The following is a 26,653-nucleotide window of genomic DNA, read 5'->3' on the forward strand; positions in this document are numbered from 1 at the left end:
CTGCGGCCCATCGTCGCGGCCCGCAGGGGAAGGTGGCGCAGATGCGCAACAATCCCGACTATTTCAGTCGAAACCAGATCGAATATCCGAGTAAAATACTTGTTCATCCTGAGACCGGCCATATAACTCGCGCCAGTTTCGAACGAATCAAGGCAATGACCATGAAATTGCGCCGTATTATCCCGCTGGCGGGCGTGTCCTCGCTTGCCCTGGCGACAGCCCTTTACGCACAGGACAACCAGAACGCCGAGACCGTGGTCCTGAACCCGATCACCCTGGTCGCCGACGGCCAGGAGAACGTCGAGGCGACCGGCGGCGTCTCCGTCACCGCCGAGGACATCGAGGCGATGCAGCCCGCAGATGTCTCGGAACTCTTCGCGCGCGATTCCGCGATCACCGTTTCGGGCGGCGCCGGCCCGGCCAAGCGCATCCATGTCTTCGGGCTGGAGCAGTCGAACCTGGCCGTGACCCTGGACGGCGTGCCGCAGGGGCCGACCAGCTGGCACCATACCGGCTCGAACGTGATCGACCCGGCCTTCCTGAAGTCCGTCGAGGTCGAGGCCGGCGCCGCCGCCGCCGATGCCGGCTTCGGCGCGGCGGCGGGTGCCGTGCGCTATGAGACGGTCGGCGCCAAGGATCTGCTGACCGATGGCCGCAACCAGGGCGGCCGCGTCGGCCTGTCCTATGGCAGCAACGGCCGCGGCCTCTCGACTTCGCTGGCCGGTTATGGCGTCTACGGGGGCTTTGACTGGTTCGCCATGATCCATGGCACGGACGGCGACAATTACGAAGCCGGCGACGGTCTGGAAATGGACGGCACCGAGCCCGCCGTTCGCGGCGCGCTGGTGAAGCTGGGCTACGAGTTCGACACGCACCGCGTCGAACTGGCCTATGACCGGACCGAGGACGACGCCGACCGCACCATCAAGATGAACATGGACCTGTATCCGACCAGCCCGACCCGGCCGGTGGATCGCAGCGTCTATCCGCTGAAGGTCTCGCGCGATACGGTGACGCTGAAATACACCTCGACTGCCCCCAGCGACGCCTGGGATCCCGAGGCGATGGTCTTCGTCAGCCGCAACAAATACGAGCGCCCGAACTATGCCACCGGCGAGCGCCCGATCAATGGCGACATGAACCTGGAAAACCAGACCATCGGCGGCAAGCTGCAGAACACCTATACGCTGGGCCAGGGCAGGATCACGGCGGGCGTGGACTGGGCCTATGACGATTACGAGGTCGACAACTACGGCGACACCGACCGGCGTTACTGGACCATGGACACGATGCAGATCGGCGCCTTCGTCCAAGGCCGGTTCGAATTCGACAACGGCATCGACCTGTCGACCGGCCTGCGGCTGGACCACCACCGCTTTACCGATTTCAACGGCGGCCGCCACTCGGACACCGGCGCCAGCGTGAACGGCACGGTTTCCTATGAGTTTGCCGAGGGCTTCGAGGTCTTTGCCGGCGCCTCGCATACCTGGCTGGGCCATACCTTCGGCGAATACGCGCTGCTGCACGCCCGCGGTTCGGACCTTTACGTCGCCGAGGATTACGACACCTCCAGCGCCCGCAACATCAAGCTGGGCCTGAATGCCGACCAGGGCAACTGGACCGGCAACCTGACCTTCTTCGATACCCGGCTGAAGGACATGGGCGAACTGGTCTTCCCCGACGAGGGCGCGCCCTATCTGGGCAATGTCGCGGAATACCGCAGCAAGGGCTTTACCCTGCAAGGCGCCTACAGCTGGGGCAGCGGCCGCGTCGGCGGCAGCTTCACCAAGGCGGACGTGACCCAGGACGGCGAAGACAGGCTGCCCAATGGCGGCACCGCGGTGCCGGTCGGCAAGGTCGCCACCCTCTATGTCGATCAGGAAATCGCGCAATACAACGCCAAGGTCGGTGCCACGGTGGAATGGGCCGACAAGCTGTCGGGCGACTACCTGACCGAGGCCGGTTTCTCGGAAGCGCCCAGCTATACCGTCCTGAACCTTTACGGCGAATGGCGGCCGGAACACTACCAGAACGTCGTCCTGCATCTGGGCGTGGACAACGTCTTCGACCGCAAATATTCCGAGCGGTCCAGCTATGTGCAATATGATGCGCGCGGGGTTCAGCCGCTTTACGCCCCCGGCCGCACCGTCACGCTGGGGCTGAAGATGGATTTCTGATCCATCCGGAGCCTGTCGGGAAGGGCCCTCCTTCGCGGGGGCCTTTTTTCATGCCTGAACCGGCAAAGATGATGTTTGAAATATCATGATAGCTATGCTAGATATCCATCATCAAGGATTGGAAATCAGCGCATGATGACCTCGGCCCAGATGCGTGCGGCGCGCGCCCTTCTTGGCATCGACCAGAAGCGGCTCGCCGAACTCTCGGGCCTGTCGGTTCCCACGATCCAGCGCATGGAGGCCAGCGACGGCAATGTGCGCGGCGTGGTCGAAAGCCTGACCCGCGTGGTCGAGGCGCTGGAGGCCGCCGGGATCGAGCTGATCGGCGAAGGCGCCGCCAGCACCTCGGGCGGGCGCGGCGTGCGGCTGAAATCCGGTCCGCAGACGTAATCGCGACGGCGACCGCCGACGAAAGCCGACGATCCCGCCGCCTCCTTGACCAAGGTGCGGCCCCAGATGAACCAGCAGGCAATCGCAGCGCCCGGATTTGCGCCGCTGTTCACCCCGAAACTGATCACCGTCCTGCGCGAGGGCTATGGCGCGGCCGAGCTGCGCGCCGATGCCCTGGCCGGGCTGACCGTCGCCATCGTGGCGCTGCCCCTGTCGATGGCCATCGCCATCGCCTCCGGCGCCTCGCCGGCGCAGGGGCTCTATACCGCCATCATCGGCGGCTTCCTGGTCTCGGCGCTGGGCGGCTCGCGCTACCAGATCGGCGGGCCGGCGGGGGCCTTCATCGTGCTGGTCGCCGGGATCGTGGCGCAGCACGGCATGTCGGGGCTGATCCTTGCGACCTTCATGTCGGGGCTGATGCTGGTCGCGATCGGGTTCTTGCGGCTGGGCACCTTCATCAAGTTCATCCCCTTCCCGGTGACGGTCGGCTTCACCGCCGGCATCGCCGTCATCATCTTCACCAGCCAGCTGAAGGAAATCTTCGGCCTGGCGCTGACCCATGAACCGGGCGAGCTGGTCGAGAAGATCCCGGCGCTGTGGCAGGCCCGCGCCAGCCTGACGCCTGCCGCGCTGGGGATCGCGCTGGGAACCGTCGCGGTGATCCTGGGGCTGAAGCGCGCCCGCCCACACTGGCCCGGCATGCTGATCGCCGTGACGCTGGCCGCGGGCATCACCGCGGCAACGGGGGCGGATGTCGCGACCATCGGCAGCCGTTTCGGCGGCATCCCCTCGACCCTGCCCGCCCCGGCGCTGCCGGAGTTTTCGCTGGAGAAGGCCCTGGCGCTTCTGCCCGCGGCGGTATCGCTGACGCTGCTGGGCGCCATCGAATCGCTGCTTTCGGCGGTGGTCGCCGACGGCATGACCGGCCGCCGGCACCGCTCGAATTGCGAACTGGTGGCGCAGGGGGTGGCGAACATGGGTTCGGCGCTGTTCGGCGGCATCTGCGTCACCGGCACCATCGCGCGGACCGCGACCAACGTGCGCTCGGGCGCGCATGGGCCGGTGGCGGGGATGCTGCATGCGCTGTTCCTGCTGGGCTTCATGCTGCTGGCGGCGCCATTGGCATCCTATATCCCCCTGGCAGCACTGGCCGGCGTGCTGGCGGTCGTCGCCTGGAACATGATCGAGAAACCCGCCATCGCCATCCTGCTGCGCTCGGGCTGGGGCGAGGCGGCGGTGCTGCTGGTCACCTTCGGGCTGACGATCTTCCGCGACCTGACCGAGGCCATCGTCACGGGCCTGGCGCTCGGCTCGGTGCTGTTCATCCAGCGCATGAGCCAGGCGGTAGGGGTCGAGGCGCTGGTCGGCGCCGACATGGCCGACAGCAGCCGGCCGCGCCCGGACCAGCCGCAGCCGCGCGACGTGGTGGTCTATCGCATCTCGGGGGCGCTGTTCTTCGGCGCCACCGCCTCGATCGGCTCGGTGCTGGATCGCATCCAGGACGGGTTCCGGGTGCTGGTGGTGGATTTCAGCGCCGTGCCCTTCCTGGATTCCACCGGCGCCAACATGATCGAGGGGCTGGCGCACAAGGCACAGCGCCGCGGCATCGCGCTGTGGCTGACCGGCACCAGCCGCGACATCCGCCGGGTGCTGCTGACGCATGGGCTGCGCCGCCCGCTGGTGCATTACGCACCTACGGTCGACGAGGCGCTGCGCCGGCGTCACGGGTCATAGCGATCCTGCACGCGGGGCACCGTCTTCCCCGCCGCTTGCCTCCGGCGGGGATATTTGTCCACGGAAGACCGGGGCGGGGGCTGGGGGTGGGGGGCGCTGTTTCACCCCATTCTTTCGGATGCGTAGCTTCCTGGCGAGGCGGGGAAGACCACGGTCTTGTTGCCGTTGAGGAACACCCGGCGGTGGATATGGGCGTGGATGGCGCGGGCCAGGACCTGGCTTTCGACGTCGCGGCCGAGGCTGACGTAGTCCTCGGGCGATTGCGCATGGGTGACCCGGACGGTGTCCTGCTCGATGATCGGGCCCTCGTCGAGGTCGGCGGTCACGTAATGGCTGGTCGCCCCGATCAGCTTCACCCCGCGCTCGAAGGCCTGCTTGTAGGGGTTGGCGCCCTTGAAGCTCGGCAGGAAGGAATGGTGGATGTTGATGATCCGCCCCGACATCTTGCGGCACAATGCGTCCGACAGCACCTGCATGTAGCGCGCCAGCACCACCAGCTCGGCCCCCGAATCCTCGACCACCGCCATCAGCTGCGCCTCGGCCTGCGGCTTGTTCTCGCGCGTGACCTTGATGCAGTGGAAGGGGATGTCGTGGTTCACCACCACCTTCTGGTAGTCCATGTGGTTCGAGATCACCGCCACGATCTCGATCGGCAGCGCGCCGATGCGCCAGCGATAGAGCAGGTCGTTCAGGCAATGGCCGAAGCGGCTGACCATGATCACCACCTTCATCTTCTCGGCCTCGTCATGGATGGCATGGTCCATGCCGAAGGGCTCGGCCGGGCCGGCCAGGCCCGCGCGCAGCGCCTCCAGCCCCACGCCCTCCTCCGAGACGAAGCTCACCCGCATGAAGAAGCGCCCGGTCTCGGTATCGTCGAACTGCGAACTGTCGGTGATGTTGCAGCCATGCTCGGCCAGAAAGCCGGCCACGGTGGCGACGATGCCGCGCGTCGAGGGGCAGGCGACCGTCAGCGTGTATTTCTTCATCTGGCTCTCCACTGAAAGGGCAAGCGCCCTGGTTTCTTCCGTGTGCAAATATCCCGGGGGGACGCTCCTGCGGCCCCCTCGAGGGGCCGCAGGAGCGGGGGGGCAGCGCCCCCCGCCGTCCCGCGCCATCCCTCAGGCCGCCGCGCCTTCGGCCCGGCCCGGATCCGGCTCGGGCAGGCCATGCGCCCGGCAGCAGGCCACCAGCGTATTGGCCAGCAGGCAGGCGATGGTCATCGGCCCCACGCCCCCCGGCACCGGGGTGATCGCGCCCGCCACCTGCGCCGCGCCCGCGAAGTCCACGTCGCCGACCAGCCGCGACCGGCCCTCCTCCTCGATGCGGTTGATGCCCACGTCGATCACCGTGGCGCCGGGCTTGATCCACTCGCCCCGGATCATCCGCGCCCGGCCCACCGCCGCCACCAGGATGTCCGCCCGCCGGCAGACCGCCGCCAGCTCGCGGGTGCGGCTGTGGGCGATGGTCACCGTGCAGTTCTCGGCCAGCAAGAGCTGCGCCATCGGCTTGCCCACGATGTTGCTGCGCCCCACCACCACCGCCTCCAGCCCCGACAGATCCCCGAGCGTCTCGCGCAAGAGCATCAGGCAGCCCGAGGGCGTGCAGGGCACCAGCGCCTTCTGCCCGGTCCCCAGCAGCCCCACGTTCAGCGCATGGAACCCGTCCACGTCCTTTCGCGGGTCGATGGCGGCGATCACCGCCCCGGCGTCCATATGCGCGGGCAGCGGCAGCTGCACCAGGATGCCGTGCACGGCCGGGTCGGCATTGAGCCGCGCGACCAGCGCCAGCAGCGCCGCCTGCGGCGTCTCGGCCGCAAGCCGGTGCTCGAAGCTCGCCATCCCCGCCTCGCGCGTCTGGACCGCCTTGTTCCTGACATAGACCTGGCTCGCAGGATCCTCGCCCACCAGAACAACCGCAAGCCCGGGCACCAACCCATGCGCAGACCGCAGCCGGTCCACAGCCTCGGCAACACGCGCCCGCACCCCGGCCGCAAAGCCCCGCCCGTCGATGATCCTTGCACCCATAAGCCATTCTCCTTCAATGTCCGCAGCCCGCCCCAAGGCAAAAGCCCGGCGCCCACACGCGCGCGGATAGCGCAGGCGCCGACATGCGCAAGCCCGGCTCATGGCGGACCTGCCCGTCCCGGTTTCGCCTCTATCCCCCTTGACGCCTTTTTCCAACCGCGCGACGCAAAGCCCGGGCGTTATTGCGACAAGGCGAGGTCGGTTTGCGACGGGGGCCGTCGCGGGCTGCGTCAGCCAAACAGGCGATCTGCGACAGTCGCCAGCCCCACCCCCATCAGCGCCAGCGCGACGAGGATCGCCGGCCAGCGCAGCGCCCGCGGCAGGCTGTCGCGGCCGCGCAGCCAGCGGCCGAAGCCGTAGAGCAGAAGCCAGGCCGCGACCGCGACCGCCAGCAGCAGCCAGCCGATCCGGGCCGCCGCCGGCCCCAGCCAGGGCGAAAGCAGCACCACCAGACCCCCCGCCAGCATGGCCAGGAACAGCATCTTGTCCGCCAGCATCCGCCAGTAGCTGCCGGGCATGGCGAAACGCGCAAAGCCAGAGATCAGCCCGCCCCCGGCCCGCAGCGCCGTGGCCGCCCGGCTGCCGAAAAGACGCAGGATGCCGTCGTCGGGCAGGTCGTCGATCATGCGCGACAGGATCGCCATGCTGCGGCTGCTCCAGCCCGCGATCTCGGGCGGGCGCGGGCCGATGGGCTTGAGATCCTTGTAATGTGCGCCGAAACGCCGCAGGTCCAGCTCGGCCGCGTCCTTGACCCCCAGCGCCTGGGCGGCCGTCTCCTCGAAGGCGTCCTCGTCGATGCGGGCATCGCGCAGCTTGGCCTTGAGCAGCGCCAGCCGCCGGGCCTGGCCCGCCTCTTCGCCATATTCCTCGCGCAGGATCTGGTTCTGCATCTCTTGCACCCAGGCGCTGCGCTCGGCCTCGGGGCGGTCGGACATCAGCGCGGCGACGATGCGCTCGGCCCCGTCCAGCCGGCCCCAGAGGATGTCATGCTCGCGCCAGTCGCGGTTCAGGAAACCGCCGAAGGCACCGACGGCGATGCCCGCCAGCTTGCCGGGCCGCGGGTTCAGCCCGCTGTCGGCGGGGCTGACGCGGAACACCTCGACCTGCGAATGCTCCTGAAGCTCGGACCCTTCGAGGAAGGGATAGGTCATCACGTCATGCCAGTGGAAATCGTCATAGACATCCAGCAGCGGCTGCATTTCGGGCGCGGCCAGCTCGGCGCGGATGCGGGCGCTGCTGGCGTCGAAGGCGGCGCGCATGTCCTGCCCCAGCCGCGCCAGCGCCTTGTCCACCAGCGCCCTGATCTCCGTGCTGCGATAGATCTCGCGCGCCTTGCGATAGCGCTGGTCGAGCGTGGCAAGCTTCATCACCGCGCTGTATTCGGCCGAGATCAGCCCATCCAGCCGGCCGATCTCGGCGCCGGCCAGCAGGGCCTGGGCCCGGCTGCTGGCGGGGCGGGCCAGGCGGCGCAATTCGGCCAGCTCCTGCTCGATCCGGTCACGCAGGGACGCCAGAAGGTCGGGCGGCAGGTGCAGCGCCACCTCCTCGCCCTGGATGCGTTCGCGCCGGTCCAGCGCCTCGTCGAGATGGGCGCGCAGGTGGATCAGCCGCCGCAGCCGGAAATCCAGGTCATGGCGGGACAGGAAGGCGTTCTCGGTCTCGCGCCCCTCGGCGTGATAGGCGCTGAAATTGTCGTCGCGCCAGGCACGCAGGATCTGGCGCAGATACAGCGCCACGTCCGAATCCGGCGGGTGCCCCGCCAGCCCCGCCACGATCCCCGACAGCCCGTCGGTGGTGCCATAGACCCGCAGGTGGTGATAAAGCGGGTAGTTCTGCGGGTATTGATAGGCGCCGGTCATCAGGTCGGCCAGGTCCATGCGGTCCAGATCGGCCGGCTTGCGCCTTTGGCGCATCTCGCGCCCGGCGGCCTCGACCCGGTTCTGGTCCTCGCGCCAGCGGACCTGCAAGGCGCCCAGCCGTTCCAGCCGCCGGTTCATGCGGGCGATGGCGCGGATGTCGTCGCGGATCACCTCGTAGCGCGGCAGGCCGGTCAGCGCCAGCTGGGCGTTTTGCAGGAAATCCACCGGCCGGGGCGGCTGGCCGGGCGGGGGCGGCGCCTCGGGGAAGGGGTCGATGAACAGAAGCTTGCGCTCGCCCGGCAGGGTGGTCGGGCGCGAGGGGATCAGCCCGGTCGCATAGCTGAAGGGCCGGTTGTCCAGATAGCCGCCATCGGCGAACAGCCGGCCGGCATAATCCGGGTCGTGGTCGAAGAACCGGGCAAAGCCCGCATCCTGCGCCGCGGCCGGCATGTCGGCAAAGCGCATCGGCGGAAAGGCCACCGGAAAGGACGAGGTGCAGCGCGCGGCAAAGGCCAGCATGGCCTCGTTTCCGGGGCCGAAATCGTTGCGCCCCGCCCCGTCATAGGCAAAGTGGAACACCTTGCGGTGGACCCTTTCGTCCAGCCGCGCGCCGGTCAGGTGGATCGGCGCCTGCCGGCCGTGCAGGTCGGTGGCGGTGACGAACAGGTCCACCGTCTCGGCCAGCGGCCTGCCGTCGCCGGTCAGCCGGGCCAGCGTGTCGTGCAGCACCCGGAACATATGGCCACCGTCCAGCAGCGATTCGGTCGGGCGCAGGCGGCCGGCGATGCCCTGGCGGTCGTTGAGCAACTGGCCGATGTCGGCCTTTTCCGTCCATGCCTCGCGCAGGATGTCGATGTCGCGCGCGCCCGCGACCAGCGCCTTGGCCAGCGCCACGCCGTTGATCCCGCCCGCCGAGGTGCCCGAGATGATGTCGATCACGAAGCGCTTGCGTCCGCCGCGCGGGCCGGCCAGTTCGCGCGACAGCCGGCGATAGATCAGCTCGCCCGGCGACAGCGCCTCGTCCGGCAGGTCCGAGCTGCCGCGCACCATGCGCAGCAGTTCCTGCGCGATGCCGTTCATGTAGATCGCCAGCGAGACGCCGCCGTAAAGGACGACCGCGAAGCGCACCTCACCCGTAGCCCGTTCGACCATTCCGCCCCCCAATACCGCCCGGCTGGCAGGTGACAAGAACCGTTCCGTTTCAGAACGGTAAGCGCAATCGCCCGAATTGTCTCGCGGGAATTGCAACCGTCAGTCGAGCGGCGGATCGCAAGGCGTCGCGGGCGGCATCATGCGCGGGTCCATGCCAGGGCGCGCCGGAACCGGCCCATGGCCCGCCCCTCAGCCTGCCTCGCGCAAGACCTCGCACAGCTGCGGCACCGAGGGGACGAAGGGATTGCCCTTCATCGAGGAACTGCTGAGCGAGGCTTCGGCCACCGCCCGATGCCGGGCCGCATCCAGCCCCTGCGCGCCCAGTCCCGGCAGGCCGGCATCGCGCGCCCAGCGGGCCAGCCCCTGCGGCGCCTCGGCCGCATCGCCGCCGAATGCGCCGGCAATCTCGGTGCAGACCTTGTGGATGCGGGCGGGATCGGGGCTGTGGGCGCGGTTCATCGCCAGCACCGGCCCCAGCAGCGCGCCGCAGATCGCGCCATGCGCGGCGGGCGTCACGCCGCCGATCACCCCGGCAAGGCCGTGGACCGCGCCCAGCCCGCCATTCGCCAGCGCCATCCCGCCGCAAAGGCTGACCCAGGCCATGATGTCGCGCGCCGCCGCATCCTCGGTCTCCATCAGCCGCTTCAGCGCGCGCAGGCCCTGCGGGATCGCGGGGCGCACCAGCGCATCGGTGAAGGGCGTGGCCTTGCAGGACAGGTAGGGCTCGATCACCTGCGCCAGCGCGTCGAGGCCCGAAGCCAGCGTCACCGCGCGCGGGCAATGGTCGGTCAGCGCCGGATCGACGATGGCCAGGCGCGGCAACATGCGCTCGTCCCGGATCGAGACCTTGCGGCCATGTTCCGGCAGGCCGATCACCGCGTTCCGCGTCGCCTCGGCCCCGGTGCCGGCGGTGGTCGGCAGCGCGACAAAGGGCAAGGGCGGCGCGGCCAGCGGCAAGCCGCGGCCCACGACCTCCAGGTGATCCATGATCCCGCCCGGCGCCGGGATCAGCGCCGCCAGCGCCTTGCCCAGGTCCAGCGCCGCGCCGCCGCCCAGTGCCGCGACCCAATCGGCTTGGTGGCCCTTGGCCCCGGCCAGCGCCGCCTCCAGCATCGGCAGGGTCGGCTCGGCACCGCAGGCGACGGCCATGACCTCGGCGCCCTCGGCACGCAGCGCGTCGAGCAGCCAGGCGGCACGGGCGGGGTTCGCGCCATGCACCAGCACGCCGCGCGGCCCATGCGCGCGGATCAGCGCCGGGGCCTTCCGCGCCTCGCCGCGGCCAAAGACCACCCGGCCCGGCAGGGCAAAGGAAAACGCGCTCATGCCACCTCCATCGTCGCCTTGACTGCGGTTTTCCACCTTGCGTATCGGGCCTCGCGCTCGGGCGCGGGCATGGCGGGGGCGAAGCGGCGCTCCAGCGACCAGGCGCGGGCGAATTCCTCGGGCGGCGGGCACAGCCCCGCCTGCAACCCCGCCAGGTAGCCCGCACCCAGCGCCGTCGTCTCGGTCACCGCCGGACGGTCCACCGGCGCCCCCAGGATGTCCGAGAGAAACTGCATCGTCCAGCCGCTCGACGCCATGCCGCCGTCCACCCGCAATACCCCGCCCGCATCCGGCCAGTCCGCCCGCATCGCCTCCAGAAGGTCGCGGGTCTGGAAACCCACGCTCTCCAGCGCCGCACGCGCCAGCTCCGCCGGGCCCGAGTTCCGCGTCAGCCCGAAGACCGCGCCCCGGCACTCCGGCCGCCAATAGGGCGCCCCGAGCCCGGTGAAGGCCGGCACCAGCACCAGGTCCTGGCCGGGATCGGCCGCCTCGGCCAGCGCCTGCGTCTCGGACGCGTGCCGGATCAGCCCCAGGCCGTCGCGCAGCCATTGCACCACCGCCCCGGCGATGAAGATCGAGCCCTCCAGCGCATAGGTCGTCCGGCCCCCCAGCCGATAGGCGATGGTCGTCAGCAGGCGGTTGCTCGAGGCCACCCGGTCCGCGCCGGTGTTCAGCAGCGCAAAGCAGCCGGTGCCATAGGTCGATTTCATCATGCCGGGCGCAAAGCAGGCCTGGCCCACCGTCGCCGCCTGCTGGTCGCCGGCCACGCCCAGGATCGGGATCTCGCGCCCGAACAGGTCGGCCCGCGTGGCGCCGTAATCGGCGGCGCAGTCCCTGACCTCGGGCAGAAGCTGCATCGGGATGTCGAAAAGCGCGCAGATCTCCTCGTCCCAGCGGTTCTCGGCGATGTTGAAAAGCAGCGTGCGCGCGGCGTTGGTGGCGTCGGTGGCATGCACCCGGCCGCCGGTCAGGTTCCAGATCAGCCAGCTGTCGACGGTGCCGAAGGCCAGCTCGCCGCGCCGGGCGCGGGCGCGGGCGCCGTCGACATGGTCGAGCAGCCATTGCAGCTTGGAGCCCGAGAAATAGGGGTCGAGCAGCAGGCCGGTGCGGGCGGCGACCATCGGCTCGTGGCCCTCGGCCCTGAGCCGGGCGCAGAGGTCGGCGGTGCGGCGGTCCTGCCAGACGATGGCGCGGTGCAGCGGCTGGCCGGTCCTGCGGTCCCAGAGCAGCGTGGTCTCGCGCTGGTTGGTGATGCCGATGCCGGCGATGTCGCGGGCAGGGATCCCGGCCTTCTCGACCGCCGCCCGCGCCACGCCGGCCACCGTCACCCACAGGTCCGAGGGGTCGTGCTCGACCCAGCCCGAGGCCGGGTAGTGCTGCGGGAATTCGTGCTGCGCCGAGGCGAGCGGACGCAAACCCGCGTCGAAGACCATCGCCCGAGACGACGTCGTCCCCTGGTCGATCGAAAGAAGATGGGGCATCGGCGGCCTGCTGTCGTCGGGGTGATGCACAGGCTGCACCGCGGCATCCGGCCGGTCAAGCGGCTTTCGTTTCCGGGCGGATCGCCGCGATCCGAACATCGACGCCGGCTCCTCGCCCTGCAAGGAACGCTTGCGCGCGAAGCCGGATCGCATAGAGTGATCGCCATCCAGCCGATGGAGAGCCCGGTGGCGCTCAGCATACGCCAGAACGAGATCCTCGAACTTGCCCGCGCCGAGGGGCGGGTGCTGGTCGAGGACCTGGCGCAACGCTTCGACGTGACCTTGCAGACCATCCGCCGCGACCTGGGCGAGATGGCGGGGGCGGGCCTTCTGGACCGCGTGCATGGCGGGGCGGTGCCGCGCGCCGGCGCGGTCAACCTGGGCTATGAGGCCCGGCGGCGCATGAATGCCGAGGCCAAGGCCGCCATCGGCGCGGCCTGCGCGGCTGAAATTCCCGACAATTGCAGCCTGATCCTGAACCTGGGCACCACGACCGAGGCGGTGGCCCGCGCCCTGATCCATCATTCCAACATCACCGTCATCACCAACAACATGAATGTCGCCAATATCCTGCTGGCCAATCCGGGCTGCGAGATCATGGTGACGGGCGGCACGCTGCGGCGCTCGGACGGCGGGCTGGTGGGGGAACTCACCACCCAGTTCTTCGAGCAGTTCAAGGTGGATTACGCGGTCATCGGCACCTCGGCGCTGGACCATGACGGCGACCTGCTGGACTTCGACCTGGCCGAGGTGCGGGTCAGCCGCGCCATCCTGCGCCAGGCGCGCCGCGCCTTCCTAGTCACCGACCATTCCAAGATCGGCCGCCCCGCGCCGGCCCGCATCGCCAGCCTGTCCGAACTGGATGCGATCTTCACCGACCAGCCCCTGCCCCAGGACCTGCACCGGCGCTGTACGGAATGGCACACCGAAGTGCGGCTCTGCCCCCCGGCCGGCCAGATCGCGGACACCTGACCCCCCTTGGGCCAGCCCGGCACGAATGGCCGACCAGCGCCGCGGATGACCGGAGTCGCCGATCCGAACCGGACCCTCCGGCGGTTGCGCGTGGCGATGAACCGGCCTGGCAGCCCGGATGATGCCCTAGCGGCCGCCCCTTGCGCCGGGTTCGGGCGAAAGGGCCGGGGCCGGCATCCTTCGAAACCGGCCGGATCGAAGCGCAAGGCCCAGGCGCAGGTCGGGACAGGCCCCTTTCTGCACTACGGCCCGGCGGCGGGACGGCCGGCTCAATCCTCTTCGCACATCTGCCGCAGCGCCAGTTCGATCTCGTGGCGGATCATCTGTTGCAGGTTGCGGCTGAGACGGTTGCCGATCTCGCCCTGAAGCTCCTGCCGGATCGCCTCGCGGATCATGCCGCGCAGGTGGGTGCCCTTTTGCGCATCCTTGTCCTGGGGCGCGAAAAGATGCGGCTCGCCGGTGTCGCGGGCCAAGGCTTCGGCCGCCTGCGCCTCGGCAGCCGGGTTGATCGGGGTCACGGAAGCATTCGCATGCAGCATGGTTTCCTCCATTTGCAGGATGGTGGTGGTCGGCGCCTCGGGCGAAGGGCCGGGGGGTTGGATGGTGGCTTCGATGTCGGCATGATCCGCCGCGGCTTCGGCGGCATCCACCCGCCCTGCCCGTGCCTCGGGCGCGGCAGGTTCCTCGGCCGGCGGCATGCGCAGCCAGTCGCCGAATATCCGCGGCTCCGGCGGAACACCGGCTTGCGGATCATTCACCGGCTCGGCCGCGACCAGGATACTGCTGTCCAGCACCAAGGGGGTGATTCGCGCCGAGGATGCCGGTCGGGGCAGCGGCGCAGTCTGCGCCGGCGGCGCCTCGTCCTGGGCCGGCGGCGCGTTCAGCGCCTGGTCCGGGATGCGGCAGCCCGCCCCATCCTGGGCGATGAGCCGGCGGATCGAGGCCAGCACGTCGCCGACATTGTCCGAGCCGGGGCCCGGCGCCGGTTGGCGCATCACCTCATGCTGCATGATGCGCCCCCCGGATCGAGGGCGGCGGCGTCAGTCCCTGCCGAGCGCGCGCAAGACGCGGTCGAGGCTTTCGCCCTGCCTGCTGGTAAAGGGTGCGTCCTGCACCGCATTGTAATAGGCCGATGGGTCATAGGTCGGTATCCCCAGTTTCAGGTTTTCCACCGTCAACAGACCCATAGCAGCCAGAAGTTGATAATGTGCTAATTGCAGATTGGCCTCGGCCGAGATTTTGTTCGCCCGCGCCTCGAGCAGCAATTGTTCGGCGTCCAGCACGTCCAGCGTCGTGCGCGCGCCCAGCGTCGCCTCTTCGCGCACGCCTTCGTAGGCCTGCTGCGCGGCGACGATCTGCTCGTCGATGGCACCGATCTGCGCCCGTGCCACGTCGATTCCCGCCCAGGACCGGCCGACCGCCTCGTCGACCTGGCGCGAAACCTGAAGCAGCCCGGCCCGCGCCTCGTCCCGCCGCGCCATCGCCTTGCGATGGGCCGAGGGCAGCCGCCCGCCGGAATAGATCGTCTGCGACAGGCTGAGCGAGGCGCCCAGCGTGTTGCGGGTCGATTCCTGCTGGCTTTGAAGCGACAGTTCGCGCGACCGGCCGATGCTGGCCTGGCCGGTCAGCGTCGGGTTGCGCTCGGCCGCGGCGGCGGCGACGCCCAGCTCGGCGGCGGCGGCCAGGCGCTGCGCCTGCAGGATCGCCGGGTGGCTGCGCTGGCCGATCTGCCGCGCCGCCTCGAGCGAGGCGGGCAGCGCCGGGGTGGGCGGCGGCGGCGCAAGCTGGCCCGGCGCCCGGCCGGTCGCGGCGCGATAGACCTCGCGCGCGACCTCCAGGTTGCCGCGGGCGGCCGCAAGGCTGGCGCGCGCCGCGGCCAAGGCGGCATCGGCCTGCGAGACGTCGGTCTGGGTGATCTCGCCCACTTCGAAACGGTCCGAGGCGGCCTGCTGTTCCTGCCCGATCACGCGCACGGAATTGGATTGCAGATCAACCTGTTCGGTGGCGCTGCGCACGTCCAGATAGGCCTGGACCGCGCCCAGCAGCACGTCCTGTTCGACGCCGACCAGCGCAGCACGGGTGGCCAGCACGGTTTCCTTGGCGGCGTCGATGGCGATGGCGTTGCGGCCCCAGTCGTAAAGCGTGATCTGGGCCTGCAGCCCGATGCCGGTCGAGCGGCCGATGGCCAGGCCGTTGATCTTCTGGAAACTATGCTCGGCGATCCATTGCACGACCGGGCGCAGCTGGGCCAGGGCGGTGGCCGCGTCCTCGTCCGCGGCGCGCAGCACGGCGCGGTTCTGTTCCAGAAGCGCCGAGTGGCGATAGGCCGCGACCATGGCATCGGCCAGCGATTCGGCCCCGGCGGGGGCCGCCGTCGCGCCCGCAAGCAGGGCTGCGATCAGCGGACGCCGCAGGTTTTTCAGCGTTTTGCGAAACATGCCATGGCCTTTCCTGTCGGCATCACAAGACGAAACCCCGCGGACGCGCAAAGCCCGGCAGCAGCGGGGCGGTGGCATGGAAGCCGAAGCGCCAGTTCAACCGCCCGTCCAGCTTGTGGCCGATGCGGACGGTGCCCAGGTTGCCCTCGCGGAACATGGCGACGATGCGGCCGCCCTCGCGCAACTGATCGGCCAGCGCCTCGGGCACCTGCTCGACCGCGCCCTCGATCAGGATGGCGTCATAGGGGGCCTGGCTGGCGCAGCCCTCGGCCAGCGCGCCCTGGACCACGGCGACGTTGAACACATCCTGTGCGGCAAGCCGGCTTTCCGCCTCGGCGGCCATGGCGGCGTCCTCCTCGAGCGCGACGACGGCCTCGGCGATGCGGGCCATGACGGCGGCGGAATAGCCGTAGCCGCAGCCGACATCCAGCACCAGGTCGCCGTTCTGCAGGTCCAGCACATCCATCATCTTGCCCAGCGTCCGCGGCTCCAGCAGCACGCGGCCGGGGGCAAGGTCGATATTGTTGCCGACATAGGCCACGTCTCGGCGCGATTCGGGAACGAACTGCTCGCGCGGGACGTTCAGCATCGCCTCGATCACGGGATAGCTGGTCACTTCGTTCGGACGCACCTGAGTGTCGACCATCATGGTGCGGCGCTGCGCGAAATCGGTCATGTATGCGAACCCTGCATTCGGTTGGCTTTACGCTCTCTTGCCACGAAAATCCGGTGCGGGCAACGGCGCCGGCGTTCTTGCCGCGACGCCGCCGCCGTGGCAGGGTCGCGGGCATGAGCGAATATCTGTTTCCCCCGCCGCCGCCCGCCGCGCTGCCGGTCCTGGGGCAGGACGTGCGATTCCCCGTGAACCGCATTTTCTGCGTCGGGCGCAACTATGCCGCCCATGCCGCCGAGATGGGGGCCGAGTTGGACCGCGAGGCGCCGTTCTATTTCCTGAAATCCGCCCATGCGGTGCGACAAAGTGGCGCGACCCTGCCCTATCCGCCCGGCACGCGCGACCTGCATCACGAAGTCGAGCTGGTCGTGGCCATCGGCGCCCCCGCCTTCCGCATCGCGCCGGCGCAGGCGATGGCGGCGGTCTGGGGCTATGGCACCGGCCTCGACATGACGCGGCGGGACTTGCAGGGCCGGGCCAAGGACAAGCGCCATCCCTGGGATCTGGGCAAGAATTTCGAGGGCGCGGCCGTCTTCTCGGCCCTGGCCCCGGCGCGGGACTTCGCCCCGGCGGCGCAGCGCATCCGGCTGGAGGTGAACGGCACGCTGCGGCAGGATGCGCCGATCTGCGACATGGTCTGGTCCATCCCGGAACTGGTCGCGGACCTGTCGCAATACTATCATCTCGCGCCGGGCGACCTGATCATGACCGGCACCCCGGCCGGGGTCGGCGCCGTCGCGGAAGGCGACCGGCTGGCCGGCAGGGTCGAGGGGCTGGCCGAAGTCGAGCTGACCATCGGCGCGGCGGAATAGCTCAGCCGGGCTCCTTCCATGCCAGCACCAGCTGGGTCTGGATCACCACGGCGGCCAGCTTGCCGTCGCCGCGCCGGATGTCGGTCTGCCAGATCATCGTGGTCCGGCCCAGGTGCAGCGGCCGGGGCCGGGCCTCGGCCACGTCGCCCAGGCGAATCGGGCGCAGGAAATTCGTCTTGCTTTCCAGCGTGGTGGTGGCGGCGCCCTCGGCCAGGCGCAGCTGGGTGGCGGTGCCGGCGGCGTGATCGGCCAGGCTCATGATCGCGCCGCCATGCAGCACGCCGTTGCGATTGGTCAGGGTCCGCGTCACCGGCATGCGCAGCACGACCTCGTCGAGCGTGGCGGCCACGACCTCCATCTCCAGCGATTCGGAATAGGGCGAATGCGCCTCGATGGTGGCAGAACTCCGGTCGTCGGTCATCGCGGTCCCCCTTTTTGCCCGCATCTTCCGCGGCAAGGAGGGCAGCGTCAATCGCCCGCGGTATCAGCAGGCCGGCACCGGCTCGGGCCGGCCGGCAAGGTCGAGGCCGCGGGCGGTGGGCGGCTGCCAGGTCCGGGTGGCGGCATCCGCACCCGAAGGATTGGTGCCGATCATCGACCCGCCGGTGCCGCCCGTCCAGCCGGTCGAGCCCGAGTTCTCGGGCGCGGTGCCGTCGGCCGAGGCGGTCTCGGGCGTCGCGGGCTCGGCCTGGGCCGCGGCGGGCGGGCATTCGCCGGCAGCGGCGGTCTGTGCCGGCTTTTGCGCCTCGGCAGGGGCGGTCTGGGCCGAAAGCGGCGCGGCCAGGCAGGCCAGCGCCACGCTCAGCACGGCGATACGGGACAGGGAAATCTGCGACATGGGCTGCATCCTCCTGCGCCCCAACGCCGGCCACGGCACCGGGTTCCACGCGCCCGCCGCTTCTTCGTTGTCCAAATACCCAAGAATCCCGGCGCTATTCGACCGAGATGCCGGCGACCCCCTGCTCGGCATGGCCGACCACGGCCGCCAGCGGGAAGCCCGCGCCGCGGATGAAATCCAGCACCTGGCCAGCGGCACCAGGCGCGCAGGCGACCAAGAGCCCGCCCGAGGTCTGCGGATCGGTCAGCAGCGCCCGCTGCCAGGGGGCAAGGCCCGCGGGCAATTCGACCTCGGCGCCATAGGCAGCCCAGTTCCGGGTCGAGGCGCCGGTGACGAAACCCGCCTCGGCCAGTTCCGCCGCCCGCGACAACAGCGGCAATTCCGCCAGCCTCAGCCGCAGCCGCAACCCGGCGCCCCGCGCGATCTCCAGCCCGTGGCCGAGGATGCCGAAGCCGGTCACGTCGGTGATGGCATGGACATCGCCGCGCTTCGCCAGGTCGGCGCCGATGCGGTTCAGCGTGGTGGCCGAGGCGACCATCTCGGCCACGCCGGCCTCGTCCAGCGCGCCCTTCTTGATCGCGGCGGAATAGATGCCGACGCCCAGCCCCTTGGTCAGGATCAGCGCGTCGCCCGGCCGCGCATCGGCATTGCGCCGCAGCTCGGAGGGATGGCAGAGCCCGACCACCGCCAGCCCGTAGATCGGCTCGGGCGCGTCGATGGAATGGCCGCCCGCCACCGGAATCCCGGCCTGGTGGCAGATCTCGCGCCCGCCCTCCAAAATCTCGCGGATCTGCGACGGCGCCAGCTTGTCGATGGGCATGCCCAGGATGGCCAGGGCCATGATCGGCCGCCCGCCCATGGCATAGATGTCGGAAATCGCATTGGTCGCGGCGATGCGGCCGAAGGTGTGCGGATCGTCCACCATGGGCATGAAGAAATCGGTGGTGGCGATGACGCAGGTATCGTCGTCCACCTGCCAGACCGCGGCGTCGTCCGAGGTCTCGGTCCCGACCAGCAGCTGCGGGAACGCCTGCGCCATCGGCTGGTCGGCCAGCAATTCGCGCAGGACCGAGGGCGCCAGCTTGCAGCCGCAGCCGCCGCCATGCGCCAGCGAGGTCAGTCGGGGAAGGTCGTTCATGTCCGGGCTCTCCTGTCGGTCAGCCGGCGCACGGTAACGTAGAACGCCGGCACCATGAAGATGCCAAGGAAGGTCGCCGCGATCATCCCGCCCATCACCCCGATGCCGATGGAGTTCTGCGCCGCCGCGCCCGCGCCGGTGGCGATGGCCAGGGGCAGAACGCCCAGGATGAAGGCCAGCGAGGTCATCAGGATCGGCCGCAGCCGCAGCCGCGCGGCCTCGATGGCGGCCGCGACGGTGGCGCGGCCGGATTGTTCCAGGTCGCGGGCGAATTCGACGATCAGGATGGCGTTCTTGGCCGCCAGGCCGATGGTGGTCAGGATGCCGACCTTGAAATAGACGTCGTTGGCCTGGCCGAAGGTCAGCGCCGCCACCACCGCGCCCAGAACCCCCACCGGCACCGCCAGCATGACCGAGAACGGCACCGACCAGCTTTCGTAAAGCGCCGCCAGCGACAGGAACACCACCAGCGCCGACAGCGCGAACAGCCAGGGCGCCTGGTTGCCCGATTGCCGCTCCTGATAGGACAGGCCCGTCCATGCGGCGGCATAGTTGCCGGGCAGGCCGGCGATCAGCTCCTCCATCGCCGCCATGGCCTGGCCGGAACTGGCGCCCGGCGCCGGCTCGCCCTCCATCTCGATGGCGTCGATGCCGTCGATCCGCGCCAGCGAGGGCTCGACCGGCTCCCAGCGGGTCGACATGAAGGCGGTGAAGGGCACCATCTCGCCGCCCGCGTTGCGGGCATACCAGCTGTCCACGTCCTCGGGCTGCATCCGGTTCGCCGCCGCGCCCTGCACGATGACCGGGCGCAATTGCGCCCCCAGGGCAAAGTCGTTGACCTCGGTCCCGGCGAAGATGGTCGAAAGCATGGCGTTCACGCCCGACAGGCTGACGCCCAGGCTTTCCGCCTTCTGCTGGTCGATGTCGATGCGCAACGCCGCCTCGTCCTCGGTGCCCGAGCTTTCGACATTGGTCAGCCGCGGATCTTCGTTCGCCCGCTGCTCAAGCAGCTCGGCCGCCTCGGTCCGCGCCTCGATGCCGCCGCCCGCCTGGTCGGTCAGATACATGGTGAAGCCGGCCGAGTTGCCCAGCCGCGGGATCGCCGGCGGCTGCATGAAGAAGATGCGCCCGGCCCGGTGCCCCGAGAAATGCGCGTTCGCGCGCCGCGCCACCGCCGAGGCGGACAGCTCGGCCTTCTGCCGCAGGTCGAAGTCGCGCAGCTTGACGAAGATCATCGCCCGGTTCTGCGAGGTGCCGCCGAAGCCGAAGCCCATGGCGACAAAGACCGATTCCACCGCGTCCTTTTCCTCGGTCCGCATGTATTCCTCGATCTCCTGCACCACGGCGGCGGTCTGCTGCGCGGTCGAGCCCTGGGTCAGGGTGATGCGCGATTGCAGCACGCCCTGGTCCTCGCCGGGGATGAAGGTCGTGTCCATGCGGCCGAACAGGTCGATGGCGCCATAGCTGATCGCACCCAGCACCAGCATGACCAGCATCGGCCGGCGCAGGGTGCGGCGCACGCTGGCGGAATAGCCGCGCGTCACCCGGTCGAAGCCGGCGTTGAACCAGCGCGCGGGCGCAAAGCGCGCCGGGCCGTGGCTTTGCCGCAGAAGGCTGGCGCACATCGCCGGCGTCAGGATCAGCGCCACCAGCAGCGACAGCACCATGGCGGTGATGATCGTGACCGAGAACTGGCGATAGATCACCCCGGTCGAGCCGGGCATGAACCCCATGGGCAGGAACACCGCCGACAGCACCAGCGCGATGCCGATCAGCGCGCCGCTGATCTGGCCCATGCTCTTTTCCGTGGCCTCGACGGGGCCCAGCCCCTCCTCCTCCATCACCCGCTCGACGTTCTCGACCACGACGATGGCGTCGTCGACCAGAAGGCCGATGGCCAGCACCATGGCGAACATGGTCAGCGTGTTCACCGAATATCCCAGCGCCCCCAGCATGCCGAAGGTGCCCAGCAGCACGACGGGGATGGCGATGATCGGGATCAGCGTCGCCCGCCAGTTCTGCAGGAAGACCAGGATGACCAGGAACACCAGCCCGATGGCCTCGATCAGCGTGTGATAGACCTTCTCGATCGACAGCTCGACGAAGGGCGCGGTGTCATAGGCGATATGCACCTCGACCCCTTCGGGCAGGGCGTTCTTCAGCCCCTCCAGCGTGGCGCGCACCCCGCTCGCCGTCTCGACCGCATTGGCGCCGGTGGCCAGGTTCACCGCAAAGCCCGAGGCGTTCATGCCGTTGAAGCGCGAATCGCGCCCATAGCGGGTCTGGCCGATCTCGACCTCGGCCACGTCGCCCAGCCGCACGGTGGCGCCGTCCTCGCCGGTCTTCAGCAGGATGTTGCGGAAATCCTCGACCGAGGTCAGCTGGCTCTGCGCGGTGATGTTGGCGGTGAACTGCTGGCCCGCCACCACCGGCTGCTCCCCCAGCGCGCCGACCGAGACGGTGCTGTTCTGCTGCGCCACGGCGGTGGTCAGGTCCGTGGGCGTCAGCTGGAACTGCGCCAGCCGCAGCGGGTCCATCCAGATCCGCATGGCATAGCCCGAGCCGAAGACATTGACCCCGCCCACCCCCTCGGTGCGCTTGACCGGCCCCTCGACCACCTGCTCCAGCAGGTTGCCCAGCTCGATGGTGGAATGCTGCCCGGTGGTCGAGACCAGCGAGCCGACCATCAGGATCGACGAGGACGAGCGCGTGACCGAGACGCCGTCGTTCTGCACCGGCGTCGGCAGCCGGCTTTCGACAGAGCGGACCTTGGACTGCACCTCGTTCAGCGCATCGACCGGGTCCACGCTGTCGTCGAAGACCATCTCGATCACGCTGCGCCCGGTCGAGGCCGAGGAGATGGTATAGAGCAGCCCGTCGAGCCCGGTCAGCGCGTCCTCGATCGGCGTCGTGACCGAGTTCTGCACCGCCCGCGCCGTCGCCCCGGAATAGTTGGCGGTGATGCGGATCGTGGTCGGCGCGATGTCGGGATATTGCGAGACCGGCAGGTTGATCAGCGACCAGGTGCCGATCAGCATGGTCACGATGGCCAGCACCCAGGCAAAGACCGGGCGGTGAATGAAGAAACGTGCCATGCCCTAGCCTTCCCCGCGCTCGTCCATCTCGCGCACGACGCCCTGGGCGTCGATGGTGACGGGGACGGTGGCGATCTCGGCGCCGGCGCGCAGGTTTTCCAGCCCGTCCACGATCAGCTGCTCGCCCGGATTGATGCCCTGGGTGACGATCCAGCTGTTGCGATAGCTGCCCTGCTCGCTCAGCGTGACCTGCTGGGCCTTGCCGTCGCGGGCGACGAAGGCGGTCAGCGTGCCGTCCGAGGCGCGGCTGGTCGCGCGCTGCGGGACCAGCACCGCGCGGGTGGTGCCCAGCGTCAGCTTCACCCGCAGGAACTGGCCGGGCAGGATCATCCGGTCGGGATTGTCGAATTGCAGCCGGATCGGCACCGTGCCGGTGGTGGGCGAAACCGCGATGCCGGGGCTGACGATCCGCCCCTCGCCCTGGTATTCCTCGCCGGTCTCCAGGATCAGCTGGGTCGTCACCCCGCTGTTGACGACCAGCTGGCCGGCGCTGATGCGCGCCCGGTTGCGCAGCATGCGGGCGCTGGATTCCGAGACGTCGACATAGATCGGGTCGAGCTGGGTGATGGTGGTCAGCGATTCGGACTGGCTCGCCGTCACCAGGTCGCCGACCGAGACCGCCGCCACATCCGCCACGCCGTCCAGCGGGCTCTTGATCTCGGTGCGCTGCAGGGCCAGCCGCGCCGCATCCCGCGCGGCCTCGGCCGATTTCAGGTCTGCCTCGGCCTGTTTCAGCGACACCTCGGCATTGGCGCGGTCCACGGCCGAAACGCCCGAACCCTCCAGCCGGCGATAGCGGGTGACGGTGTTCTGCGCCTGGGTCAGGCTGGCCTCGGCCCCCGCCACGGCGGCCTCGGCGGCGGCCAGCGCCGCGGCCAGCGTCTCGGGGTCCAGGCGGAACAGCACGTCGCCGGCCTTCACCGGCCTGCCGGGATCATAAGAGATTTCAAGCACTTCCCCGCCAACCTGCGGCCGGATGCCGGTCTGCTGATAGGCGATGGCGCGGCCGGGCAGGGTGACGGTATAGGGCACGTCCTCCTCGGCGGTGGCCACCACGCCGACCTCGGTCGGGCCCTGCGCCCCGCCCCCACCCGGACCCTGCTGCGCGAAAGCCTGCCCCGCCAGCATGATCGCCAGCGCCGCCCATCTCATCATCCCCTGCCCAGAGGCCATCTGCCGTTCCTTGCGGTTTTGGTGGTTGGCGCATTGTTTAGACGCCGAACCCCAATGGCAAGTAAACGGCCGGCTCAACGCCGTTCACGGATTCGCCAGCAGGGCGGATTTCTCCGTTCTCCAAATACCCATGCGACCGGGCAGCCGGGCACGGCGCCTCAGAAATCGACGCAGATGCCCTTCTTTTCGTAATCGCCATAGCGCACCGGCTCGGGCCCGTCGCGCCCGCCCAGCTCGACCGGCAGGTCCAGCGGCTTCGCCTTGCGGCGGCGCTCCTCGGCCTCGGCCAGCGCGCGCTGCGCGGCGGGCGGCAGATCCTTGCGGTCGGTCATGGCGGTTTCCCCTGCTTCACGCTAGACGGGATCAATCTAGGCAAGGGGCAGGCTTTGGACAAGTCACAGGGCAAGACGGTCAGGGACGGGGCACGCAAGGGCGCGCTGCGCCTGCTGGCCGCGGTGGACGAGGGCGCGACGCTGGACGAGGCGGCGGCGCTGACCGAGCGCCTGTCGCCGCCCGACCGCGCCCGCGCCCGCCGCCTCGCGCTCGAGGTGCTGCGCCGCGCCGACCGCGCCGACCTGCTGCTGGCGCCGCTGCTGGCCCGCCGCCCGCGCCCCGAGATCATGCGCATCCTGCGGCTGGCCACCGTCGAGATGCTGGCCCTGGACGAGGCGCCGCATGGCGCGGTCAATGCCGCCGTGGCGCTGGCGCGGTCCTCGGGGCCAAAGGGACAGGCGGCGGCCGGCATGGTGAACGCGGTGCTGCGCAAGATCGCCGGCGCCGCCCCGGCCTGGGCCGCGCTCTCGCCGCAGAAGATGCCGCCCTGGCTGCGCGCGCCCGTCGTCGCCGCCTGGGGCGAGGATACCGCCCGCGCCATCGAGGCCGCGCATGAGGCCGGCGCGGCCCTGGACCTGACGCCCAAGGGCGCGGATTGCCCCGGCGAGGCGCTGCCCACCGGCTCGCACCGGCTGCCTGCCGCCGCGCAGATCTCGGCCCTGCCCGGCTATGCCGAGGGCGACTGGTGGGTGCAGGACGCGGCCGCCGCGCTGGCGGTGCGGGTGCTTGATCCGCAGCCCGGCGAGGCGATCGCCGATCTTTGCGCCGCGCCGGGCGGCAAGACGCTGCAACTCGCCGCCGCCGGGGCCGAGGTGACGGCGGTGGACATTTCCGAACCGCGCCTGGCCCGCGTGGCCGAGAACCTGGCGCGCTGCCGGCTTTCCGCCCGGCTGGTCGCGGCGGATGCGCTGGACTGGCGGCCGGACGCGGCCCTGGACGCGGTGCTGCTGGATGCGCCCTGCTCGGCCACCGGCACCATCCGCCGCCACCCCGAACTGCCGCGCATCCGCGACGGCGAGGGGCTGGCCGAACTGACCGGCTTGCAGGCGCGGCTGATCGACCACGCGCTGTCCTTGCTCAAGCCCGGCGGACGGCTGGTCTATGCCACCTGCTCGCTCCTGCCCGCCGAGGGCGAGGCGCAGCTGGCCGCCGCCCTGGCGCGCCATCCCGGCCTGGCGGTCGAGCCGCCCCGCGCCCCCGGCATCGAGCCGGGCTGGATCACGCCCCAGGGCGGCTTGCGGCTGCGCCCGGACCTGTGGCCGGAACGCGGCGGCATGGACGGGTTCTTCATCGCGCGCTTGCGGAAATCCGCCGAGCGGACCTAAGGTTGCGCCGTCCTAGTGAATGCGTTGCCCATGACCGATAGCACCGTCGCGCCCAGGGGATTCCTGCGCCGCCCCGAACCCAAGGCCATCGGCCATCCCGGCCGCGGCGAACAGATCGCCGCGGGCACCCTGCACCTGGGCGGCATCACCCTGTCGGGCGATTTCTTCGCCGCCGACCTGCCCGCCAGCGTCGCGGCCGAACTGGCCGGCTTCGGCTGGCTCGACGACCTTGCCGCCGTGGGCACGCCCCGCGCCCGCGCCATCGCCCAGGACCATGTGCTGCGCTGGCTGCGCCGGCACCGCCAGCCGCAGCCCGAGGCGCCGGAATGGGCGCCGCAGGTCGCCGGGCGGCGGGTGCTGCGCTGGATCTTCCATGCCGGGATGATCCTGCCGGGGCTGGACCGCGACGGGGCCGAGCCCTATTTCCGCGCCCTCGACCAGCACCTGCTCCACCTGCGGGACAAATGGTTCGACAGCACCGACGGGCTGTGCCGGATCGAGGCGCTGGCAGGGCTTGCCATCGGCGCCATGTCGCTGCGCGACCGCCAGACCCTGGCGCAGCCGGCGCTGATCGCCCTGGCCGAAGAGGCGGACGCCATGGGCGTCGCCACCCTGTCCGAGGCCCGCGCGCCCGAATCGCTGCTGGAGGCGATGGCGCTTCTGGTCTGGGCGCAAGAGGTCGCCGAAGAGGTGGGGCTGGAATGCCCGCCCGAGCTGCACGCCATCATCGCCGAGATCGCGCCGATCCTGCGGGCGCTGCGCCATGCCGACGGCGCGCTGCCCAGCTTTCACGGCGGCGGGCGCGGCGCGGCCGGACGGCTCGACCGCTGCCTGCGCGCGGCCGAAGGCCCGGCCCTGCCGGTCAGCGGGCTCGCCATGGGCTTTGCCCGCATGGCGCGGGCCCGCACCACGCTGATCCTGGATGCCGCGCCGCCGCCCGGCGGTCCGGCGGCGATCCGCGCCCATGCCTCGACCCTGGCCTTCGAGCTGACCGTGGCGCGCCAGCCGCTGATCGTGAATTGCGGCCCCGGCGACGGCTTCGGCCCGCTGTGGGCCAGGGCCAGCCGCGCCACGCCCTGCCATTCGGCGCTGTGCCTGGCCGGCCTGTCCTCGTCGCGGCTGAACCCGAACCGGCAGGAGGGCGAGCCCGACATCCTGACCGAGCGCCCCGACCTGGTCTGGGCCGGCGATTGCGACGCGCTGGGCAACCTGACCGCCCCGGATTGCGGCCCGGCGCATTCGCCGGAACCCGCGCATCTGCTGGCCGGCCATGACGGCTGGCTGGCCAGCCACGGGCTGACGCATCTGCGCGAGCTTTGGCTCGATCCCGACGGCGTGGGCCTGCGCGGCGAGGATTCGCTGGCGGCGCTGGACGCCAGCGCCCAGGCCCGGCTGGACCAGGTCCGCCCCGAGGAAGGTCTGGCCTTCGACATCCGCTTCCACCTGCATCCCGAGGTCCAGGCCCGCCAGCAGGGGCAGGAAATCCACCTGACCCTGCCGGGCGGCGAGGAATGGCTGTTCAGCCATGACGGCGTGGGCCAGCTGCGGCTGGAGGCGTCCTGCCTGCTCGACCGCGCCATGGCCGAGCCGCGCCCCTCGCGGCAGATGGTGATTTCCGCGCATCTGCTGGGCCGGGCGATCCAGATCGGCTGGACCTTGGCGCGTTCCGGGGGTAGGTGACGGGCCAAATCCGCCATCCACCGCACGGGGCCTCCG

At 70.2% G+C, this 26,653-nt stretch carries 21 protein-coding genes; 7 read left to right on the forward strand and 14 right to left on the reverse strand.

Translation table 11 applies throughout. The features are described 5' to 3' along the window. Positions 1 to 155: 155 nt before the first annotated feature. The 3 genes from KF941_RS11540 to KF941_RS11550 all read left to right on the forward strand — a co-directional run bounded on the left by KF941_RS11540 (position 156) and on the right by KF941_RS11550 (position 4,301). Positions 156 to 2,177: a TonB-dependent receptor gene (locus KF941_RS11540; RefSeq protein ID WP_240540284.1), complete on the forward strand. Its 2,022-nt coding sequence runs from the start codon at positions 156 to 158 to the stop codon at positions 2,175 to 2,177. 132 nt (positions 2,178 to 2,309) lie between these two features. Then, positions 2,310 to 2,567, forward strand: a complete 258-nt coding sequence (locus KF941_RS11545; RefSeq protein WP_072463851.1) for a helix-turn-helix domain-containing protein — start codon at positions 2,310 to 2,312, stop codon at positions 2,565 to 2,567. A 66-nt stretch (positions 2,568 to 2,633) separates the two neighbouring features. Continuing rightward, a complete protein-coding gene (locus tag KF941_RS11550; protein ID WP_114535928.1) occupies positions 2,634 to 4,301 on the forward strand; it encodes a SulP family inorganic anion transporter in 1,668 nt (555 codons plus the stop codon). Positions 4,302 to 4,402: 101 nt separating this feature from the next. On the opposite strand, the gene purU is transcribed toward KF941_RS11550, so the two are convergent. From purU to glpK, 5 genes are all read right to left on the reverse strand, one after another. Then, positions 4,403 to 5,287, reverse strand: coding sequence for a formyltetrahydrofolate deformylase (gene purU / locus KF941_RS11555; RefSeq protein WP_214272728.1), 885 nt, complete (start codon positions 5,285 to 5,287; stop codon positions 4,403 to 4,405). Between the two features lie 132 nt (positions 5,288 to 5,419). Continuing rightward, positions 5,420 to 6,325 carry a bifunctional methylenetetrahydrofolate dehydrogenase/methenyltetrahydrofolate cyclohydrolase FolD gene (gene folD, locus KF941_RS11560; RefSeq protein WP_116222725.1) on the reverse strand — a complete coding sequence of 302 codons (906 nt, stop codon included), beginning with the start codon at positions 6,323 to 6,325 and terminating at the stop codon, positions 5,420 to 5,422. Between the two features lie 230 nt (positions 6,326 to 6,555). After that, positions 6,556 to 9,336: a patatin-like protein gene (locus KF941_RS11565; RefSeq protein ID WP_214273385.1), complete on the reverse strand. Its 2,781-nt coding sequence runs from the start codon at positions 9,334 to 9,336 to the stop codon at positions 6,556 to 6,558. A 189-nt stretch (positions 9,337 to 9,525) separates the two neighbouring features. After that, complete coding sequence (locus tag KF941_RS11570) at positions 9,526 to 10,659, reverse strand: iron-containing alcohol dehydrogenase (protein WP_214273386.1); 1,134 nt, start codon at positions 10,657 to 10,659, stop codon at positions 9,526 to 9,528. Further along, a complete protein-coding gene (gene glpK / locus KF941_RS11575; RefSeq protein WP_214273387.1) occupies positions 10,656 to 12,140 on the reverse strand; it encodes a glycerol kinase GlpK in 1,485 nt (494 codons plus the stop codon). Before glpK ends, KF941_RS11570 begins: the two co-directional genes overlap by 4 nt. Before the next feature lie 186 nt (positions 12,141 to 12,326). Between glpK and KF941_RS11580 the strand changes: the two genes are divergently transcribed. Beyond that, positions 12,327 to 13,112 carry a DeoR/GlpR family DNA-binding transcription regulator gene (locus tag KF941_RS11580; RefSeq protein WP_072461456.1) on the forward strand — a complete coding sequence of 262 codons (786 nt, stop codon included), beginning with the start codon at positions 12,327 to 12,329 and terminating at the stop codon, positions 13,110 to 13,112. Positions 13,113 to 13,381: 269 nt separating this feature from the next. Here KF941_RS11580 and KF941_RS11585 read toward each other — a convergent pair whose 3' ends face one another. The 3 genes from KF941_RS11585 to KF941_RS11595 are packed head-to-tail and all read right to left on the reverse strand — an operon-like array spanning position 13,382 to position 16,226. Next, positions 13,382 to 14,122 (reverse strand): hypothetical protein, encoded by a 741-nt coding sequence (locus KF941_RS11585; RefSeq protein WP_116223131.1) that lies wholly within the window; start codon positions 14,120 to 14,122, stop codon positions 13,382 to 13,384. 30 nt (positions 14,123 to 14,152) lie between these two features. Next, positions 14,153 to 15,550 (reverse strand): TolC family outer membrane protein, encoded by a 1,398-nt coding sequence (locus KF941_RS11590; protein ID WP_214273388.1) that lies wholly within the window; start codon positions 15,548 to 15,550, stop codon positions 14,153 to 14,155. A gap of 22 nt (positions 15,551 to 15,572) precedes the next feature. Further along, positions 15,573 to 16,226: a protein-L-isoaspartate O-methyltransferase gene (locus KF941_RS11595; RefSeq protein WP_072461349.1), complete on the reverse strand. Its 654-nt coding sequence runs from the start codon at positions 16,224 to 16,226 to the stop codon at positions 15,573 to 15,575. Positions 16,227 to 16,339: 113 nt separating this feature from the next. Between KF941_RS11595 and KF941_RS11600 the strand changes: the two genes are divergently transcribed. Further along, positions 16,340 to 17,035, forward strand: a complete 696-nt coding sequence (locus KF941_RS11600; RefSeq protein WP_214273389.1) for a fumarylacetoacetate hydrolase family protein — start codon at positions 16,340 to 16,342, stop codon at positions 17,033 to 17,035. 1 nt (position 17,036) lies between these two features. Here KF941_RS11600 and KF941_RS11605 read toward each other — a convergent pair whose 3' ends face one another. From KF941_RS11605 to KF941_RS11630, 6 genes are all read right to left on the reverse strand, one after another. Then, complete coding sequence (locus KF941_RS11605; RefSeq protein ID WP_214273390.1) at positions 17,037 to 17,456, reverse strand: PaaI family thioesterase; 420 nt, start codon at positions 17,454 to 17,456, stop codon at positions 17,037 to 17,039. Between the two features lie 63 nt (positions 17,457 to 17,519). After that, on the reverse strand, positions 17,520 to 17,873 hold the full coding sequence (locus tag KF941_RS11610; RefSeq protein WP_214273391.1) for a hypothetical protein: 354 nt from the start codon (positions 17,871 to 17,873) through the stop codon (positions 17,520 to 17,522). Between the two features lie 94 nt (positions 17,874 to 17,967). Further along, complete coding sequence (gene selD, locus KF941_RS11615) at positions 17,968 to 19,011, reverse strand: selenide, water dikinase SelD (protein ID WP_214273392.1); 1,044 nt, start codon at positions 19,009 to 19,011, stop codon at positions 17,968 to 17,970. Next, complete coding sequence (locus KF941_RS11620; protein WP_214273393.1) at positions 19,008 to 22,106, reverse strand: efflux RND transporter permease subunit; 3,099 nt, start codon at positions 22,104 to 22,106, stop codon at positions 19,008 to 19,010. The genes selD and KF941_RS11620 overlap by 4 nt, the downstream gene beginning before the upstream one ends. A gap of 3 nt (positions 22,107 to 22,109) precedes the next feature. Then, on the reverse strand, positions 22,110 to 23,279 hold the full coding sequence (locus KF941_RS11625) for an efflux RND transporter periplasmic adaptor subunit (RefSeq protein ID WP_036751456.1): 1,170 nt from the start codon (positions 23,277 to 23,279) through the stop codon (positions 22,110 to 22,112). Positions 23,280 to 23,437: 158 nt separating this feature from the next. Further along, entirely contained in the window at positions 23,438 to 23,611 is a 174-nt protein-coding gene (locus KF941_RS11630; RefSeq protein WP_036751458.1) for a DUF1674 domain-containing protein, read from the reverse strand. 54 nt (positions 23,612 to 23,665) lie between these two features. Between KF941_RS11630 and KF941_RS11635 the strand changes: the two genes are divergently transcribed. Further along, positions 23,666 to 24,937: an RsmB/NOP family class I SAM-dependent RNA methyltransferase gene (locus tag KF941_RS11635; RefSeq protein WP_036751460.1), complete on the forward strand. Its 1,272-nt coding sequence runs from the start codon at positions 23,666 to 23,668 to the stop codon at positions 24,935 to 24,937. A 30-nt stretch (positions 24,938 to 24,967) separates the two neighbouring features. Next, complete coding sequence (locus KF941_RS11640) at positions 24,968 to 26,617, forward strand: heparinase II/III family protein (RefSeq protein WP_214273394.1); 1,650 nt, start codon at positions 24,968 to 24,970, stop codon at positions 26,615 to 26,617. Positions 26,618 to 26,653: the final 36 nt, after the last annotated feature.

The sequence above is a fragment of the Paracoccus sp. pheM1 genome (assembly GCF_018499825.1).
In the GTDB taxonomy this organism is placed as follows: Bacteria; Pseudomonadota; Alphaproteobacteria; order Rhodobacterales; family Rhodobacteraceae; genus Paracoccus; species Paracoccus versutus.